Origin of the sequence: Pseudomonas migulae NBRC 103157 (assembly GCF_002091715.1) — a bacterium.
In the GTDB taxonomy this organism is placed as follows: Bacteria; Pseudomonadota; Gammaproteobacteria; order Pseudomonadales; family Pseudomonadaceae; genus Aquipseudomonas; species Aquipseudomonas migulae_A.
Window position 1 is genome coordinate 24,003 of record NZ_BDAG01000052.1, and the last position, 16,861, is coordinate 40,863.

11 protein-coding genes are annotated in these 16,861 nt (G+C 60.0%); 7 read left to right on the plus strand and 4 right to left on the minus strand.

The window, feature by feature from the left end:
- Positions 1 to 99: 99 nt before the first annotated feature.
- The 3 genes from PMI01S_RS27725 (at position 100) to PMI01S_RS27730 (ending at position 2,406) form a co-directional block, all read left to right on the plus strand.
- Positions 100 to 1,038 carry an aspartyl/asparaginyl beta-hydroxylase domain-containing protein gene (locus tag PMI01S_RS27725; protein ID WP_084323272.1) on the plus strand — a complete coding sequence of 313 codons (939 nt, stop codon included), beginning with the start codon at positions 100 to 102 and terminating at the stop codon, positions 1,036 to 1,038.
- A 243-nt stretch (positions 1,039 to 1,281) separates the two neighbouring features.
- Positions 1,282 to 1,446: a hypothetical protein gene (locus PMI01S_RS31790; RefSeq protein ID WP_167362920.1), complete on the plus strand. Its 165-nt coding sequence runs from the start codon at positions 1,282 to 1,284 to the stop codon at positions 1,444 to 1,446.
- Positions 1,447 to 1,542: 96 nt separating this feature from the next.
- A complete protein-coding gene (locus PMI01S_RS27730; protein ID WP_084323273.1) occupies positions 1,543 to 2,406 on the plus strand; it encodes a DMT family transporter in 864 nt (287 codons plus the stop codon).
- 103 nt (positions 2,407 to 2,509) lie between these two features.
- Here the strand turns inward: PMI01S_RS27730 and PMI01S_RS27735 are convergent, their stop codons facing one another.
- Both PMI01S_RS27735 and PMI01S_RS27740 read right to left on the minus strand, forming a co-directional pair.
- Positions 2,510 to 3,418 (minus strand): DMT family transporter, encoded by a 909-nt coding sequence (locus PMI01S_RS27735; protein WP_084323274.1) that lies wholly within the window; start codon positions 3,416 to 3,418, stop codon positions 2,510 to 2,512.
- 71 nt (positions 3,419 to 3,489) lie between these two features.
- The gene (locus PMI01S_RS27740) at positions 3,490 to 5,115 is read right to left on the minus strand and encodes a methyl-accepting chemotaxis protein (RefSeq protein WP_084323275.1); all 1,626 of its coding nucleotides are present in this window, start codon (positions 5,113 to 5,115) and stop codon (positions 3,490 to 3,492) included.
- Between the two features lie 412 nt (positions 5,116 to 5,527).
- Here PMI01S_RS27740 and aceK point away from each other — a divergent pair, with 412 nt between their 5' ends.
- The 3 genes from aceK to PMI01S_RS27755 all read left to right on the plus strand — a co-directional run bounded on the left by aceK (position 5,528) and on the right by PMI01S_RS27755 (position 12,754).
- On the plus strand, positions 5,528 to 7,246 hold the full coding sequence (aceK, locus tag PMI01S_RS27745) for a bifunctional isocitrate dehydrogenase kinase/phosphatase (protein WP_084323276.1): 1,719 nt from the start codon (positions 5,528 to 5,530) through the stop codon (positions 7,244 to 7,246).
- 173 nt (positions 7,247 to 7,419) lie between these two features.
- Positions 7,420 to 11,331, plus strand: a complete 3,912-nt coding sequence (hrpA, locus tag PMI01S_RS27750; protein ID WP_084323277.1) for an ATP-dependent RNA helicase HrpA — start codon at positions 7,420 to 7,422, stop codon at positions 11,329 to 11,331.
- Between the two features lie 301 nt (positions 11,332 to 11,632).
- Positions 11,633 to 12,754: a beta-ketoacyl-ACP synthase III gene (locus PMI01S_RS27755; RefSeq protein WP_084323278.1), complete on the plus strand. Its 1,122-nt coding sequence runs from the start codon at positions 11,633 to 11,635 to the stop codon at positions 12,752 to 12,754.
- A 197-nt stretch (positions 12,755 to 12,951) separates the two neighbouring features.
- Here PMI01S_RS27755 and PMI01S_RS27760 read toward each other — a convergent pair whose 3' ends face one another.
- On the minus strand, positions 12,952 to 14,268 hold the full coding sequence (locus PMI01S_RS27760) for a putative porin (protein WP_084323279.1): 1,317 nt from the start codon (positions 14,266 to 14,268) through the stop codon (positions 12,952 to 12,954).
- A 283-nt stretch (positions 14,269 to 14,551) separates the two neighbouring features.
- Here PMI01S_RS27760 and PMI01S_RS27765 point away from each other — a divergent pair, with 283 nt between their 5' ends.
- On the plus strand, positions 14,552 to 15,676 hold the full coding sequence (locus PMI01S_RS27765) for a GNAT family N-acetyltransferase (RefSeq protein WP_084323280.1): 1,125 nt from the start codon (positions 14,552 to 14,554) through the stop codon (positions 15,674 to 15,676).
- Positions 15,677 to 15,695: 19 nt separating this feature from the next.
- On the opposite strand, the gene aqpZ is transcribed toward PMI01S_RS27765, so the two are convergent.
- Positions 15,696 to 16,391: an aquaporin Z gene (gene aqpZ / locus PMI01S_RS27770; RefSeq protein ID WP_084323281.1), complete on the minus strand. Its 696-nt coding sequence runs from the start codon at positions 16,389 to 16,391 to the stop codon at positions 15,696 to 15,698.
- Positions 16,392 to 16,861: the final 470 nt, after the last annotated feature.

The window sequence follows — 16,861 nt, forward strand, 5'->3', positions numbered from 1 at the left end:
CAGGCGGGTTTTTCCCGAGGCCGGTAGTGTTTATCATGGCCAACTGCAACGTCGGGTAAATGGCGTTGTGCAGAGTTGTTTTTTCTCAAGGAGTTGTTGATGACCTTTTCCTTTGCCGCAAAGGCGTCGCTGTTGCTGCTGTTCCTGGGCAGTACGCTTTATGTGCATTTGCGCGGCAAGGCGCGTTTGCCGGCCCTGCGTCAGTTCGTCAACCACTCCGCGCTGTTCGCGCCTTATAACGCCTTGATGTACCTGTTCTCCAGCGTGCCCTCCAGGCCTTACCTGGACCGCAGCAAATTCCCCGAACTGGACGTGCTGAGGGACAATTGGGAAGTCATTCGCGACGAAGCGATGCACCTGTTCGACGAGGGTTACATTCGCGCCGCCGAGAAAAACAACGACGCCGGATTTGGCTCGTTCTTCAAGAAAGGCTGGAAGCGCTTCTACCTCAAGTGGTACGACAAACCCCTGCCATCCGCCGAAGCGCTGTGCCCGAAAACCGTGGCCCTCGTCAGCAGCATCCCCAACGTCAAAGGCGCCATGTTTGCGCTGTTGCCCGGCGGCAGTCATCTCAACCCGCACCGCGATCCATTTGCCGGTTCCTTGCGCTATCACTTGGGGCTGTCGACCCCGAATTCCGACGATTGCCGCATTTTCGTCGACGGTCAGGCGTACGCCTGGCGTGACGGTGAGGATGTGATGTTCGACGAGACGTATGTGCACTGGGTCAAGAACGAAACCGAGAAGACTCGGGTCATTTTGTTCTGCGACATCGAACGTCCATTGAGCAACCGCATCATGACCCGGATCAACCGCTCGATCAGCGGCCTGCTCGGTCGCGCCACGGCACCGCAAAACCTCGACGATGAGCGGGTTGGCGGGATCAACAAGGCTTATGCCTGGAGCAAGAGTTCCAGTGACAAGGTCAGTGGTGTGGTCAAGCGGTGGAAGCGTCGCAATCCCAAGGCGTATCGCGTGTTGCGGCCGGTGCTGGCGGTGCTGGTGTTGACGTTGTTGGGGTATTGGTTGTTTGGGTGATTCGATTGTCAAATGAAAAAACCGCTCCTTTCGAGCGGTTTTTTTTGCCCCGGATTTCATCGGCGCCCGACGAGCACGTCAGGTTCTTCGCCTTCGATCCCCTTCGCAAGTATTTCCAGAAGGCGTCGCTGACTGTCTCTGAGCACCTTTGGCCAAGTCATTGCAATCCATGTCACCCACTGGTTATAGTCGGCGCTCGGTGATTTCCAACTCACCGTCCACCCCATCAGAAAAGATCAGCCCATGCCTGCATCCCACATCAACGCGGTAGTCGATTCAGCGGTCAACGCTGGCGTCGTGCCGTGCGGGAATCAGCAGCCTGCGCAGATCAGTCATTACCCCCCACCTGTCCGTAGCACGCCGGTGTACGCAGTCGTATCACCGCCGGGCGTTGGCGTTTCGGGCTGATCAGCTTCTTTTTGCTGTGACCCGTGCCTGCCTGAAAAAACTACTGGATTTCAGCCTCGGCTGAGTTGGCTTTTTGCCTGACTACAGGTGGTCTTCATGTTTGTCCTTTCGAAAAAATCCGCGCTCGCGGCGGCGTCCACGAGCCTGTTCGTCCTGCTGTGGAGCAGCGGGGCGATCTTCTCCAAATGGGGGCTGGCCCACGCGTCACCCTTCGCGTTTCTGCTGATTCGCTTTGCCATCGCGCTGTGTGGGTTGGTGCTGCTGGTGCCGTTGCTCAAGCTGAAATTGCCCAAACGTGGCAAACCGATGCTGTATGCAATGGCCACGGGTGTGGTGTTGTTGGGGGCTTATCAGATTTTCTATCTGCTGGCCCTGGACCTGAAAGTTACGCCGGGGGTAATGGCCACGATCATGGGCGTGCAGCCGATTCTCACGGTAGTGATCATGGAGCGGCAGCGCTCAGCCAGCCGGATGTTCGGTCTGACGCTGGGATTGGCGGGCTTGATCATGGTGGTGTATCAGGGCATCGGTCTGGCGGGCATGTCGCTGGCGGGGATGTTCTTCGGTTTGCTGGCGTTGGCGAGCATGACGTTAGGTTCGATCATGCAAAAGCGCATCACTGATAATCCTCTTGGCACATTGCCTGTGCAGTACCTTGCGGGATTGTTGCTGTGCGGGGTCTTCGTGCCGTTTCAGCCCTTTCACTTCGAGCACAGCAGTGGCTTTGTCGTGCCGGTGTTGTGGATGGGGTTGGTGGTGTCGGTGCTGGCGACGCTGTTGCTTTATCGGCTGATTGCACGGGGTAATCTGGTGAATGTCACCAGTTTGTTCTATTTGGTGCCGGCAGTGACGGCGGTGATGGATTACCTGTTTTTCGGCAATCGGCTGGCGCTGTTGAGCATGCTTGGGATGGTGTTGATCATTGTTGGCCTGGTGTTTGTTTTTCGTAAGACCGGGTGAAGGGGGGACATATCCATTTTGGGGGGATGGCGGCTCCGCTCTTAGAGCGGCCCGCCGCCATCGCGAGCCTGCTCGCGATGGCGTCATTTGCATCACCGCACAACTACCGGACTGCCACCTCAACCTTCTTCATCACTGAAGGTTTCAACACCAACCACAACGCCAGCGCAATCAACACCTCGCCATAAACGTGCGCCATCGACAGCGGCTCATCCAGCAACAACGCCCCCCACAACACCCCGAACGGTGGAATCAAGAACGTCGTTGTCATCGATTTCAAAGGCCCGATCGAGCTGAGCAAGCGGAAGTAAACGATGTACGCCAACGCCGTGCAGCCCAGCCCCAACCCCAGCAACGACAACCACACGTCCCAACCACCCCAGCTCGCCGGTGGCTGGCTGATCACGCTGTAACCGAACAGCGGCAACAGAAACAAGGTCGCCCCAAGCATGCTGCCCAGTGCCGAAAGACGGCTGTCGAGACCACCGGCCTGATCGAGCCAGCGGCGAGCAAGGAAGCCGGCGAAGCCATAACAGGTGGTGGCGAGCAGGCAAGCGAGGGCGCCCATCAGCAGTTGCAGGTCGAACGCCACCGGGCCGGCACGGGTCAGGATGCCCACGCCGAACAGGCCGAGGAATACCCCGCCCAGCTTGGCGGCAGTGAGCCTTTCACTGAAGAACAGCCCGCCGATCAACACGCCCATCAATGGCGTGGTGGCGTTGAAGATTGCCGAATAACCGGCCGGCAGCACTTGGGCCGCCACGGAATAGAGGGTCGCCGGAATCCCGGAGTTGATCACCCCGAGCAGCATCACGGTTTTCAGTTTGCCTTTGAAATCCCAGCTGATGCGCATCAGCCCAAGAATCACCAGCAACCCCACCGCCGCAATCGAGACGCGGAAAAACGCCGTGGGGATGCTGCCAATCACCGGGGCGATGATGCGCATGAACAGAAAGCTCGCACCCCAGATGGCCGCCAGCGACAGTAAACGAATGGTATCGACAGGGCTCACGGCGCACTCCTTCCTTGATGGGGACGAGAGTGTTGCCGAGAGCCTTGCCTATGGCAACCGAAAAACCGGCATCAAATTATGAAGCGCGTTACCAGGCCGTTGAGGTCGACCGCCAGCCGCGACAGTTCCTGGCTGGCGGCGGAAGTCTGAGTGGCACCGGCGGCCGTCTGGGTCGAGAGATCGCGAATGTTGACCAGGTTCTGATCGACTTCGCGTGCCACCAGCGCTTGCTGTTCGGCGGCGCTGGCGATGACCAGGTTGCGTTCGTTGATCTGCGAGATCGATTCGGTGATTTTCTCCAGGGCGCTGCCGGCACTGTTGGCCCGGCGCAAGGTCTGGCCGGCGTGTTCGGCACTGCTTTGCAACGCGCTGACCGTGGCCCCGGTGCCGTGCTGGATGTTGTTGATCATCAGCTCGATTTCTTCGGTGGAGTTCTGGGTGCGTTGCGCCAGCGAGCGCACTTCATCGGCGACCACGGCAAAGCCGCGTCCGGCCTCGCCGGCGCGGGCGGCTTCGATGGCGGCGTTGAGCGCCAGCAGGTTGGTTTGCCCGGCGATCCCGCGAATGACCTCTAGCACCTTGCTGATGTCCTGCGCCTGAACCGCCAGGCCCTCGGCCCGTTCCGAGGCACCGAGCACTTCGTTGACCAACCCCTGAATCGCGGTGATGGTTTCAGTGACCTGCACATGGCCGTGCTTACTGTCCTCGTTCGACGCCTGGGAGGCTTCGGCGCTGGACACGGCATTCGCGGCGACTTCGTCCACCGCAGTGCTCATTTCGGTGACGGCGGTGGCGGCCATCTCGATCTGATCGTTCTGCTGTTGCAGGCCGCGGGTGCTTTCCTCCATTACCGAACTCATCTCTTCTGCAGCAGACGCCAGTTGCCGCGCCGAGTCGCTGATGCCGCGAATGGTGGTGCGCAGGTTGTCCTGCATGTCGGCCAGAGCCCCGAGTAATTGCGCGGCTTCGTCCTTGCCCTCACTGACAATCTTCCCGCTGAGGTCGCCCGAGGCAATCCGGCGCGCGACGTTCAGCGCTTGATTGATCGGCGCGGTGATGCTGCGCGTCAGCAGCCAGGCCAGCAGCAATGTAGCGATCAGCGCCGTCACGATGATGCTGCCGACGATCCATTGCGCACGCTGATACATCAATGCAGCCGCGTCGGCGGCGGCCTCGGCGCCTTGCTGATTGAAACTGATCATCGAGTCCAGCGCCTTATCCAGCACGCTGCCCTGCGGGGCCAGTTCATTGTTGAGACGGGCGTAGGCCTGGTCATTCTGGCCAGCGTCAATCTGGACGACGATCTGGTCGAGGATCGTCAGGTACTTGGCGACAGCCGCGTTCAGGCTATCGAGCATGGCCCGCTCTTGATCGCTGGACAGCAACGTCTTGTGATCGTCGAGGCGTTTGAGCAGTTCCTGGCGTTGGGCGCTGAGGATGCCTTTGCTCTTATCGCGCACGGCGCTTTGGTTATTGGCGATCAACCGCAACGATTCCAGGCGGATGGTGGCTATGTTGGCCGCACTGTCGTGGATGCTTTCAATACTCGGCATCCAGGATTCCTCGATGACCGAAGCGCTCTCGCGCAGGGTCGCCATTTGACCCAGACCGAACAGTCCGACCAGGACCAAAAGGCCGGCCAACACGGCAAAACTCAAGCTCGCGCGCAAACCTATGCGCATATTCCTTATAGGCATCTAATGTGCTCCTCGGGCATTTAGGGGGTAGTCCTCGTGTACCGAGGATCTTGTTTTTAGGCGGGTGAACGCGAGGTGTATATCAAAGTACTATTATCTTGGTAAGACCAATCTGCGCGACCTTTGCAGGATGCCGCACTGTCAGGGCAAGGCGAGTAACAAGCCCGACGTAGACGGTCGCACGCACGATTGGATCTGAGTGCCAGAGAATCCAAGGCCTGCAGCTGAATCGATTAAGTGTCGGGCGAGTGACTATAAAGTTCCTTTACTGACCGAACGGTCGAGTAAAAAAAAGCCAAAAAAAAATCGTCGCTTGAAAAATCCATTTCGATGGCGCGCAGAAATTAGACTTCTCCTGCACCCGGTTCACTGGCTAAGCTCAGGCCTTCCGAATTCCCGCAGAGGTCTCACCATGCCGCAGCAATGGCCAGCCGCCGACATCGCCCGAATGATCCTCGATGGCTTTGACGATTACCGCGAGCATTTCCGGCAAATCACCGACGGCGCCCGGGCGCGCTTCGAGCAGGCCAAGTGGCAGGAGGCGCAAGTCGCCTCGGCGGCGCGGATCAACCTCTACGAAGAAAAGGTCAGCGAAACGGTCGACCGGCTGCGCATCGCGTTCGACGCCGATACCCTGGATGTCAGCTGCTGGCCGTTGGTCAAAAGTGCCTACATCAGCCTGATCGACCTGCGCTTCGACGATGAACTGTCCGAGACCTGGTACAACTCGATCTTCTGCGGGCTGTTCAGCCATGACCTGATCAGCGACGGCTGCATGTTCATCCACACCACCCGGCCGAGCCTGCGTCGGGCACGCGCCGCACAGACCCGTACGTACAAGCCTCAGGGCAAGCTGTCCGACATGCTGGCAAGCATTTTTGCCGACTACCGTTTCAGCGAGGATTACGCCGACCTGGCGGGCGATCTTCGCCGTCTCGAAGCACAACTGCGCGAGAACTTGCCGGATTGGGTCTGCAAAGACCCGGAACTGAACGTCGAGCTGTTTTCCTCGGTGCTCTATCGCAACAAAGGCGCGTACCTGGTGGGCCGAATTTTCACCCGGGAGGAGCAGTGGCCGCTGGTGATTCCGCTGCTGCACCGCGAAGGGCGGGGGATTCAGATCGATGCGTTGATCACCGATGAAGCCGATGTGTCGATCATCTTCTCGTTCACCCGTTCGTACTTCATGGTCGACGTGCCGGTGCCAGCGGAGTTCATCGGGTTCCTGCGGCGCATTCTGCCGGGCAAGCACATCGCCGAGTTGTACACCTCGATCGGTTTCTACAAACACGGTAAATCCGAGTTCTACCGGGCGCTGATCAATCACCTGGCCAACACCGACGACCAGTTCATCATGGCCCCCGGTGTGCGCGGCATGGTCATGAGCGTGTTCACCCTGCCGGGGTTCAACACCGTATTCAAAATCATCAAGGACCGTTTCTCGCCGTCGAAAAACGTCGACCGCGCGACGGTGATCGAAAAGTACCGTCTGGTGAAAAGTGTCGACCGGGTCGGGCGCATGGCCGATACCCAGGAGTTCGCCGACTTCCGTTTCCCGCTGAGCAAGTTCGACCCGGCGTGCCTGGAAGAATTGCTGGAGGTGGCCGCGTCCACGGTTTCGGTGGAGGGCGACACCGTGTTGATCCGACACTGCTGGACCGAGCGGCGGATGACGCCGTTGAACCTGTACCTGGAAAACGCCAACGAGGCGCAGGTGCGCGAGGCGCTGGAAGATTACGGCCTGGCGATCAAGCAACTGGCGGCGGCGAACATCTTTCCGGGCGACATGCTGCTGAAAAACTTCGGCGTCACCCGTCACGGTCGTGTGGTGTTTTATGACTACGACGAGATCTGCTTCCTGACCGAAGCCAACTTCCGCCACATCCCGCAACCGCGCACGCCGGAAGACGAGATGGCGTCCGAACCGTGGTATTCGATCGGGCCGCTGGATGTGTTCCCCGAGGAGTTTCCGCCGTTCCTGTTCGCCGATGCCGGTCAGCGACGCTTGTTCGATCAGCTGCATGGCGAGTTGTACAACGCCGATTACTGGAAAAGCCTTCAGGAAGCCATTCGCGGCGGCAAGGTGATCGATGTGTTCCCGTATCGGCGCAAGGGCCTTGATAACGAATAACCCCACACCCCTTGTAGGAGCCGGTTTGCTGGCGATGGCGTCCTGACAGGCGCTCACGATGTGGCTGTCACACTGCCATCGCCAGCAAGCCGGCTCCTACAAGGGATCTCGTTCGTCCCTTAAATCTGCGACAATCCGCCCCCTGCGCCACTAGACGACTTATTGCGTACCTGATGACTGACGAATCGCCTTCCATCGACAAACTGCTGAAAAACCTCGATCACGCCATGCTCGCCGACCGCCACCGGCTGCGGCGGCAGTTGCTTGAGCTGCGCAAGAAACCCGACGAGGCCAAGCTCGCCCAGTGGGTGACGCGCATGCAGGCGTCCTGTGATCAGGTGCTGGCGCGGCGTGCCAGCCTGCCGGTGATTCGTTACGACGACAGCCTGCCGATCGCCGCCAAGCGCGACGAAATCAAGGAAGCGCTGCTCAAGCATCAGGTGCTGATCATCGCTGGCGAAACCGGCTCGGGTAAAACCACCCAGTTGCCGAAAATCTGCCTGGAAATCGGTCGCGGCCAGCATGGCCTGATCGGCCACACCCAACCGCGTCGAATCGCGGCGCGCAGCGTCGCGAGCCGGGTTGCCGAAGAACTGGCGACGCCGCTGGGCGCGCTGGTCGGCTATCAGGTGCGGTTCGAGGATCAGAGCGATTCCAATACCCTGATCAAACTGATGACCGACGGCATCCTGCTGGCGGAAACCCAGAACGACCGCTACCTCGAACGCTACGACACGATCATCGTCGACGAAGCCCACGAACGCAGCCTGAACATCGACTTCCTGCTCGGCTACCTGAAAACCCTGCTGCCACGTCGTCCGGACCTGAAAGTCATCATCACCTCGGCGACCATCGACCTGGAGCGCTTTTCCAAGCACTTCGACGATGCGCCGATCGTTGAGGTCTCCGGCCGCACCTTCCCGGTGGAAACCTGGTATCGCCCGTTGACCCTGGAGCAGGACGAAGAGGGCAACCGTGTCGAGGATGACCTGACCGTAGACCAGGCGATCCTCGCCACGCTCGACGAAATCGCTGCGTTCGAACGCAGCGAACGCAAGAGCCCCGGCGATGTGCTGGTGTTCCTGCCCGGCGAGCGCGAGATTCGCGACGCTGCCGACATGTTGCGCAAGGCCCAGCTCAAACACACCGAAATCCTGCCGCTGTATGCGCGACTATCGCCAGCCGAACAGCAGCGGATTTTCCAGTCGCACCCGGGGCGTCGCGTGGTGCTGGCGACCAACGTCGCGGAAACCTCGTTGACCGTGCCAGGCATTCGTTACGTGATCGACAGCGGTACCGCGCGCATCAGCCGCTACAGCTATCGCGCCAAGGTCCAGCGCTTGCCCATCGAGGCCATTTCCCAGGCCAGCGCCAACCAGCGTAAAGGTCGTTGCGGACGGGTCGAACCGGGCATCTGCGTGCGGTTGTTCAGCGAAGAGGATTTCCTCGGTCGCCCGGAATTTACCGATCCGGAGATCCTGCGGACCAACCTCGCGGCGGTAATTTTGCAGATGCTGCATCTGCGCCTTGGCGAGATCACCGATTTCCCGTTTATCGAGCCGCCGGATGGCAAGGCCATCAGCGACGGTTTCAACCTGCTGCAAGAACTCTCCGCGGTGGACCGCAACAGCCAGCTGACCCCGCTCGGTCGCCAATTGGCGCGCCTGCCGGTGGATCCGCGCATGGGCCGCATGCTGCTGGAGGCGGCGAAACTGGGCAGCTTGCAGGAAGTGCTGATCGTCGCCAGCGCCATGTCGATTCAAGACCCGCGTGAACGGCCGCCGGAGCGCCAACAAGCGGCGGATCAGGCCCACGCCCAATGGAAGGACGTGGACTCGGACTTCGCCGGGCTGGTCAATCTGTGGCGTGGTTTTGAAGAACAGCGCCAGGCGCTGACAGCGAGCCCGCTGCGTAACTGGTGCCGCAAGAATTTCCTGAATTACCTGCGTCTGCGCGAGTGGCGCGACTCTCATCGCCAGTTGAGCCTGATCTGCCGCGACATGCAGTTGAGCCTCAACAAAGATCCGGCGGACTACCCGAAACTGCACAAAGCCGTGTTGTCCGGATTATTGAGCCAGATCGGCCAGAAAACCGAAGACGGCGATTACCTCGGCGCCCGTCAGCGGCGGTTCTGGATTCATCCTTCATCAGGCCTCGGCAAGAAGCGTCCGCAATGGTTGATGACCGCCGAACTGGTGGAAACCACCAAGCTCTACGCGCGCATGGTCGCCAAGATAGATGCCGACTGGATCGAGCCGCTCGCCGGGCACCTGATCAAGAAAAACCACTTCGAACCCCATTGGGAGAAGAAGCGCGGACAGGTCGTGGCGTTCGAGCAGATCACCTTGTTCGGGCTGATCGTGGTCGGCCGTCGGCCGGTGCATTACGGGCCGGTCGATCCGGTGGTCTCCCGCGAGCTGTTCATTCGTGAAGCGCTGGTGCGTGGCGAGATTCAGTCCAAGGCCAAATGCCTGACAGCCAACAAGCAATTGCTGGAACAACTCGACGAACTGGAAGCCAAGGCCCGTCGCCGCGACATTCTGGCCGATGAAGAAACGCTGTTCGCTTTCTACGATGCGCGACTGCCGGCGGAGATTCACCAGACCGCCACCTTCGACAGCTGGTACCGGGTCAACAGCCAGAAAGATCCGCAGTTGCTGATCATGCGCGAAGAAGACGTATTGGCCCGTGAGGCCAGTGAGGTCACCGCCGCACATTACCCGGACACCTTGCACATCGGTGATCTGGAACTGGCGCTCAGTTACCACTTCGAACCGAATCATCCGCGCGACGGCGTGACCCTGCGCGTGCCGGCGCCGTTGCTGCCGATGCTGCCGCCGGAACGTCTGGAGTGGCTGGTGCCGGGCGTCATCGAGGCCAAGTGCATCGCGCTGGTGCGCAACCTGCCCAAGGCGTTGCGCAAGAATTTCGTGCCGGTGCCGGACTTCGTCAAAGCGGCGTTGCAGCGCATGACTTTTGCCGAGGGCTCTTTGCCTCAGGCGCTGGGCCGTGAACTGCTGCGCATGACCGGCGCCCGCGTCAGCGACGAAGCCTGGGCCGAAGCGGCGCAGCAGGTTGAAAGCCATTTGCGGATGAACCTGGAAATCGTCGACGGCCAGGGCAAGTTCCTTGGCGAAGGACGGGATCTGGCGGAACTGACCGCTCGATTCGCTGAAGCGAGCCAGGCTGCTTTGGCGGTGCCGCAGACCGCGAAAAGTCAGCAGCCGGTCGAGGCGAAAGTCTTCGCCGCCGTGGCGGAAAAGACTCAACAGAAGATTGCCGGGCTGTCGATGACGGTGTATCCGGCGCTGGTGGAAGAGGCCGGCACGGTCAAGGAAGGGCGGTTCTCGACGCCGGCTGAAGCCGAGTTCCAGCATCGCCGCGCGTTGCAGCGCTTGCTGATGCAACAACTGGCGGAACCGGCGAAGTTCCTGCGCGGCAAGTTGCCGGGGCTGACCGAACTGGGCCTGATGTACCGCGACATGGGCCGTGTCGACAGTCTGGTGGAAGACATTCTGCTGGCCAGTCTCGACAGCTGCATCCTCGACGGCGAAGACCCGTTGCCGCGTGATGGCGCTGGATTGGCGGCGCTGGCCGAACGCAAGCGCGGTAGCTGGACCGAGCATGCCGAGCGGCTGGCGAAGCTGACCCTGGAAATTCTCAAGCTCTGGCACGGCCTGCAAAAACGCTTCAAGGGCAAGATCGATCTGGCGCAGGCCGTGGCGTTGAATGACATCAAGCAGCAGCTCAGTCATCTGGTGTATCCGGGGTTTGTCCGCGAAACGCCGATGCAGTGGCTCAAGGAGCTGCCGCGATACCTCAAAGCCATCGAACAGCGCTTCGAGAAACTCGGGGCGCAGGTGCAGAAGGATCGGGTCTGGAGCGGTGAGTTGTCCGGTCTCTGGACCCAATACCAGACCCGCGCTGGCAAGCACGCCCAGGAAGGCAAGCGTGATCCGCAGCTTGAGTTGTATCGCTGGTGGCTGGAGGAATACCGGGTTTCGCTGTTCGCCCAGCAACTGGGGACCAAAGTGCCGATTTCCGACAAGCGCCTGAACAAACAATGGACCCAGGTCGAACCATAGGCCTGTAGGAGCCGGCTTGCTGGCGATGGGATCGACGCGGTGTCTCAGATTGACCGCGTTATCGTTCATCGCCAGCAAGCCGGCTCCTACAGGTTTGTCATCTCGCAAGTAGGGCCAAAACCCAACGTTTATGGCAAACTTCGCGCCTATAAACGCCGGTCCCGCGGTTTTGAGCCTTCACTGGCACAAGCGGTTCGGAATAAAGCGATGTCAGGTATGCGTCCCATGACGGGAGCAGACCCTTTATGTGTTGGTACGTCGGTGCCAACGCTTTCTGCCTGAACAGATTAGAGAAACGACCATGCATAACGTCGTCATCAGCGGCACCGGCCTGTACACCCCGGCCAACAGCATTTCCAATGAAGAGCTGGTGCAGTCTTTCAACGCTTACGTCGCGCAGTTCAACGCCGACAACGCCGACGCCATCGCCCGTGGCGAAGTCGAGGCATTGACCGAATCCAGCGCCGCGTTTATCGAAAAAGCCTCCGGCATCAAAAGCCGTTTTGTCATGGACAAGGACGGCATTCTCGACCCGCAACGCATGGCGCCACGCCTGCCGGAGCGCTCGAACGACGAATGGTCGGTCCTGTGCCAGATGGCCATCGGCGCGGCCGAACAAGCCTTGCAGCGCGCCGGCAAAACCGCCGCCGACATCGACGGCGTGATCGTTGCCTGCTCCAACCTGCAACGTGCCTACCCGGCCATCGCCATCGAAGTCCAGGAAGCGCTGGGCATCCAGGGGTTCGGTTTCGACATGAACGTCGCCTGCTCCTCGGCGACTTTCGGTATCCAGGCGGCCGCCAACAGCGTGCAACTGGGCCAGGCCCGGGCAGTGCTGATGGTCAACCCGGAAGTCTGCACCGGTCACCTGAACTTCCGTGACCGCGACAGCCACTTCATCTTCGGCGACGCGGCCACCGCGGTGATCATCGAACGCGCCGACCTGGCGACGTCCAAGTATCAATTCGACGTGGTCAGCACCAAGCTGTTGACCAAGTTCTCCAACAACATCCGCAACAACTTCGGCTTCCTCAACCGCGCGGCGGAAGAGGGCATCGGCACCAAGGACAAACTGTTCGTGCAGGAAGGCCGCAAGGTGTTCAAGGAAGTCTGCCCGATGGTTGCCGAGCTGATCGGTGCGCACCTGGAAGAGAACCAGCTTAATGTCGGCGACGTGAAGCGCTTCTGGCTGCACCAGGCCAACCTCAGCATGAACCACTTGATCGTGAAGAAACTGCTGGGCCGCGAAGCCACCGAAGAAGAAGCGCCGGTGATTCTCGATACGTACGCCAATACCAGCTCTGCGGGCTCGGTGATTGCGTTCCATAAGAATCAGGATGATCTGGCCGCCGGTTCGCTGGCGGTGCTCAGCTCGTTCGGCGCCGGTTACTCGATTGGTAGCGTGATTCTGCGCAAGCGCTGAGTTCGATTTAAAAGATCGCAGTCTGCGGCAGCTCCTACAGGGTTACGTAATCCCAGGTAGGCGCTGCCGCCGGCTGCGATCTTTTTTTTGCACAAAAAAACTCGCGTGGCGATATCGGACGGATGATGGGGACCGATACAGCAACGCGAGTTTGTAAAAGCAGTCCGGGCTTCCTTGCCCGGGCCGTGTCGCAGGGATTAGAACTTGGCTTCGGCATCCAGTTGCAGGGTGTTGATTTTCGAGTCCCGCAGGGTGGCGTTGGTGTAGTCGGAATCAGCCATGAAGTAGGTCGCGCCGAGGGCGAAGTTCTTGTCGATCTCGTAGCTCACTTTCAACTTGCTGCCGCGCGAACCGGTGAAACCGTTGGCGAAGTCGGAGTCGGTGAAGGCGCCGACCACTGCGTTACGCTGTACGTCGCGATAGTTGTAGTCCACGCCGAAGCCGAAGACGTTGGTCTTGACACCGGCCAGCCAGCCCATGTCCTGATCGTTGCTGGCATCGTCGTTGTTGACGACTTGACCGTAGATCGACAACGGCATTGGCAGGCCGCCGATGTCGAGCTGACCAAAGCCTTCGTACAGTTTGAATTGTTCGTTCGCCGTGTTGCCGTTAATGGCCAGTCGGCAGGTGTTTGCGGCACACGTATTGTTGATGTCGTTGTCGTTGTCGTAAGCGTAGAGACTGCCGCCCAAGGTCATTTTCAGGTTGTCGGTGATTGCGAAGCGCGCGCCCAACTGGCCTGCGTACAGACGCAGGTCGTGACGGAACTGCTTGCCTTCGCCGTCGACGTTGTCCTTGAGGGTGTAGTGGCCGGCGCTACCGAACAGCTCGGTGCTGCCGCCCAGCGGGTATTTGTAAGTCAGTGCCAGACCTTCCGGGCTGATGTCGCTATCCCAGATGATGTCGCCCATGCTCACCCATTGCTGTGGCATCTTGCCGCCAACGAGGTGCAGGTTCTTGATGGCATCAGGGTGGTAGTCGACGTAACCCTGGTCCAGCCAGATATCCTTCTTGGTGAAGTTGCCATCCAGGCTCTGGTTGGTGGAACGAGAGTCGTTGTCGCTGCCGGTGGCAATACGGATGCCGGTGTCCACTTGCGGGTTGATTGCGGTGTAGGCACCCAGGCGGACACGAATACGTTGACGATCCTGGTCACCGGTGTTCGATACGCCATCGTTCTTGACCGTTTCCTGACGGAAACGCACGTCACCCTTGAACTGGGTCTTGGCGGCCCACGCCAGCTTCTGGTCGAAGGTGCTCAGTGCTTCGGTTTTCTTTGCGGTAGCCGCGATCTGCTCGTTGGTCTCTTGTTGAGCCTGACGGGCGATTTGCTGTTCTTTCTGATCCCGGGCCAGTTCGGCTTGCAGTTCGCTGTACTGCGCGTTGGTAATGGAACCGTTAGCCTTCAGCATGTCGAGCAGTTTGGCGTCGACTGCGGCGCTGGCTGGAACACTCATGGCCAGCAGCAGGCCACCACACAGGGCCGCCGCAGTTTTCGTGGAAGCAAGACGCATATCAATCTCCGAAGATGAGAGGGGATGACTGAGCCATCCGGGGCACAACCGGCCGCAAAGGGACGGAAAACATGGCCGAGTGCTATAACCCGGCGCTCTAAAAACTGGCGCCAGTATCGCGATGGTTTATGACAATGCAGTGGCAATGTGATGGCGTCTCGATGACGATACAAAACTTGAGTGAACTTTCTATTCCGGGCCCTGTCAGCGGATCGCGGGTGTGGATTGCGCCTCTATAGGCGATACTCGCGAGGCTTTACGCCAAGAAGTGGAGAGGGAAGTGATGCCGTTGCAACGTCTGGAAAGTCTGTCCGAAATCGCGCCGCACACCTGGGATGCCCTGGTGCCGGAAACCCAGCCGTTTCTGCGCCATGCTTTTCTCAGCGCACTGGAAGACAGTGGCAGCGTCGGCCCGCATTCCGGGTGGCAGCCCGAGCATTTACTGCATAGGGAAGGTGATCGGTTGATCGCCGCGCTGCCCAGTTACCGCAAATGGCACTCCTACGGCGAGTACGTGTTCGATCACGCCTGGGCAGATGCGTGCGAGCGTGCCGGTATCGACTATTACCCCAAATTGCTGACTGCCGTGCCCTTCAGTCCGGTCAGCGGACCGCGTTTGCTGGCGGCCACGGTTGAGGACGGTTTCGAACTGCTGAAGAGTCTGCCTGGCTACCTCGAGATCGAAGCACTCTCCAGCGCTCACATCAACTTTACGGACCCGTTCACCGACGCGGCATTGGCCGAACACCCCGGCTGGCTGCAGCGCATCGGTTGTCAGTACCACTGGCAAAATCGCGGGTATCGGGATTTCCAGGACTTCCTCGACGCCCTCAGTTCACGCAAACGCAAGCAGATGCGCAAAGAGCGCGAGCAGGTGGCGGGGCAGGGCTTCGAATTCGAATGGCTGGAAGGCCGGCAACTGGATCAGGCGCAGTGGGATTTCGTTTACGCCTGTTACGCCAACACCTATGCCGTGCGTCGGCAACGGCCTTATCTGACGCGGGAGTTTTTCAGCCTGTTGGCCGAACGCATGCCGGAATCGATTCGCGTGGTGCTGGCCAAACAAGGCTCACGGCCGGTGGCCATGGCCTTCAGCCTCGTCGGTGGCGACAGTTTTTATGGCCGTTACTGGGGCTGTCTGGCGGAGTTCGATCGGCTGCACTTCGAGACGTGTTTCTATCAAGGCATGGACTACGCGATTGCCAACGGCTTTCAGCGTTTTGATGCCGGTGCCCAGGGTGAGCACAAGCTGATTCGCGGGTTTGAACCGGTGATCACCCATTCCTGGCACTACTTGCGTCATCCCGGGCTGAAAGCGGCGGTAAAAGATTTCCTTCAGCAGGAACGTCTCGGCGTGTTGGCGTATGCCGAGGAAGCGAGGACAGCCTTGCCGTATCGGCAAGACTGATCCCTCGCCCGCAGCAGGTTCAAGTGCCTTCTTTGCCCAGCCATCGATAGGTCACGCCACCGATCACCGCGCCGAGCAGCGGTGCGACCCAGAACATCCACAATTGCGCGATGGCCCAGCCGCCGACCATCAATGCCGGACCGGTGCTGCGGGCCGGGTTGACGGAGGTGTTGGTGACGGGAATCGAGATCAGGTGGATCAGCGTCAGGGCCAGGCCGATGGCGATCGGTGCCAGCCCGGCGGGCGCACGTTTATCGGTGGCGCCGAGGATGATCAGTACGAACATCGCTGTCATCACCAGCTCACAGACGAAGCCTGCGGCCATCGAGTATTTACCGGGGGAGTGTTCGCCGTAGCCGTTGGAAGCGAGGCCGGCGGAGAGGTCGAAGCCTTCCTTGCCACTGGCGATGTAGTAGATCAAGCCGGCGGCGATGATTGCGCCGATGACCTGGGCAATGATGTAGGCGGGCAGTTCTTTGGCGGGGAATCGGCCACCGACTGACAAACCGACCGAGACGGCGGGGTTGAGATGGCAACCGGAGATGTGGCCGATGGCGAAGGCCATGGTCAGTACCGTGAGACCAAACGCGATGGCCACACCGAGCACTCCGATCCCAAGCGGAGACGACGCGGCCAGCACCGCACTGCCGCAACCTCCCAACACCAGCCAGAATGTACCTAGCAACTCAGTGATTGAACGTTTGAACAGAGACATGAGATCTTCCTTGATAGGCGAGCTATCGGGACTGAATCAAGTTTTGCATCCTGCGGGTTTACGACAGGTTCATCTTCAGGACCTTGGGTGAGTACAGCAGGGTTTTTCTGGAATTCCAGTGGGTTTGAAACTGCCAGAGCCTTTGGGGGATGGGGGTTGGTGGGTTTTTGGGGGGGAGCATATCCGTTGCTGCGGTCACGGCTGCCAATGGTTTCGCCCTTACGGCGAGTCACTTGGAGAAGCGCCAAGTAACCAAGCGCTCTCGCCCCTTTCGTTCGGTGCCTCGCTCCGGTCCTGCTCCGTGGGCCCGCCGCCATCGGCCATCCATGGCCGGGGGCGGCTAACCCGGCATCCATGCCGGGTTGCCCACTGCGCAGAACCTGCGCTCGGCCTCTCGAGGGTGCGACTACCGCCACAGCCGCCGAGGCGGCCTGAAAGCCGACCTGGCTCTTCAGCTGTCCGCGTTCTCC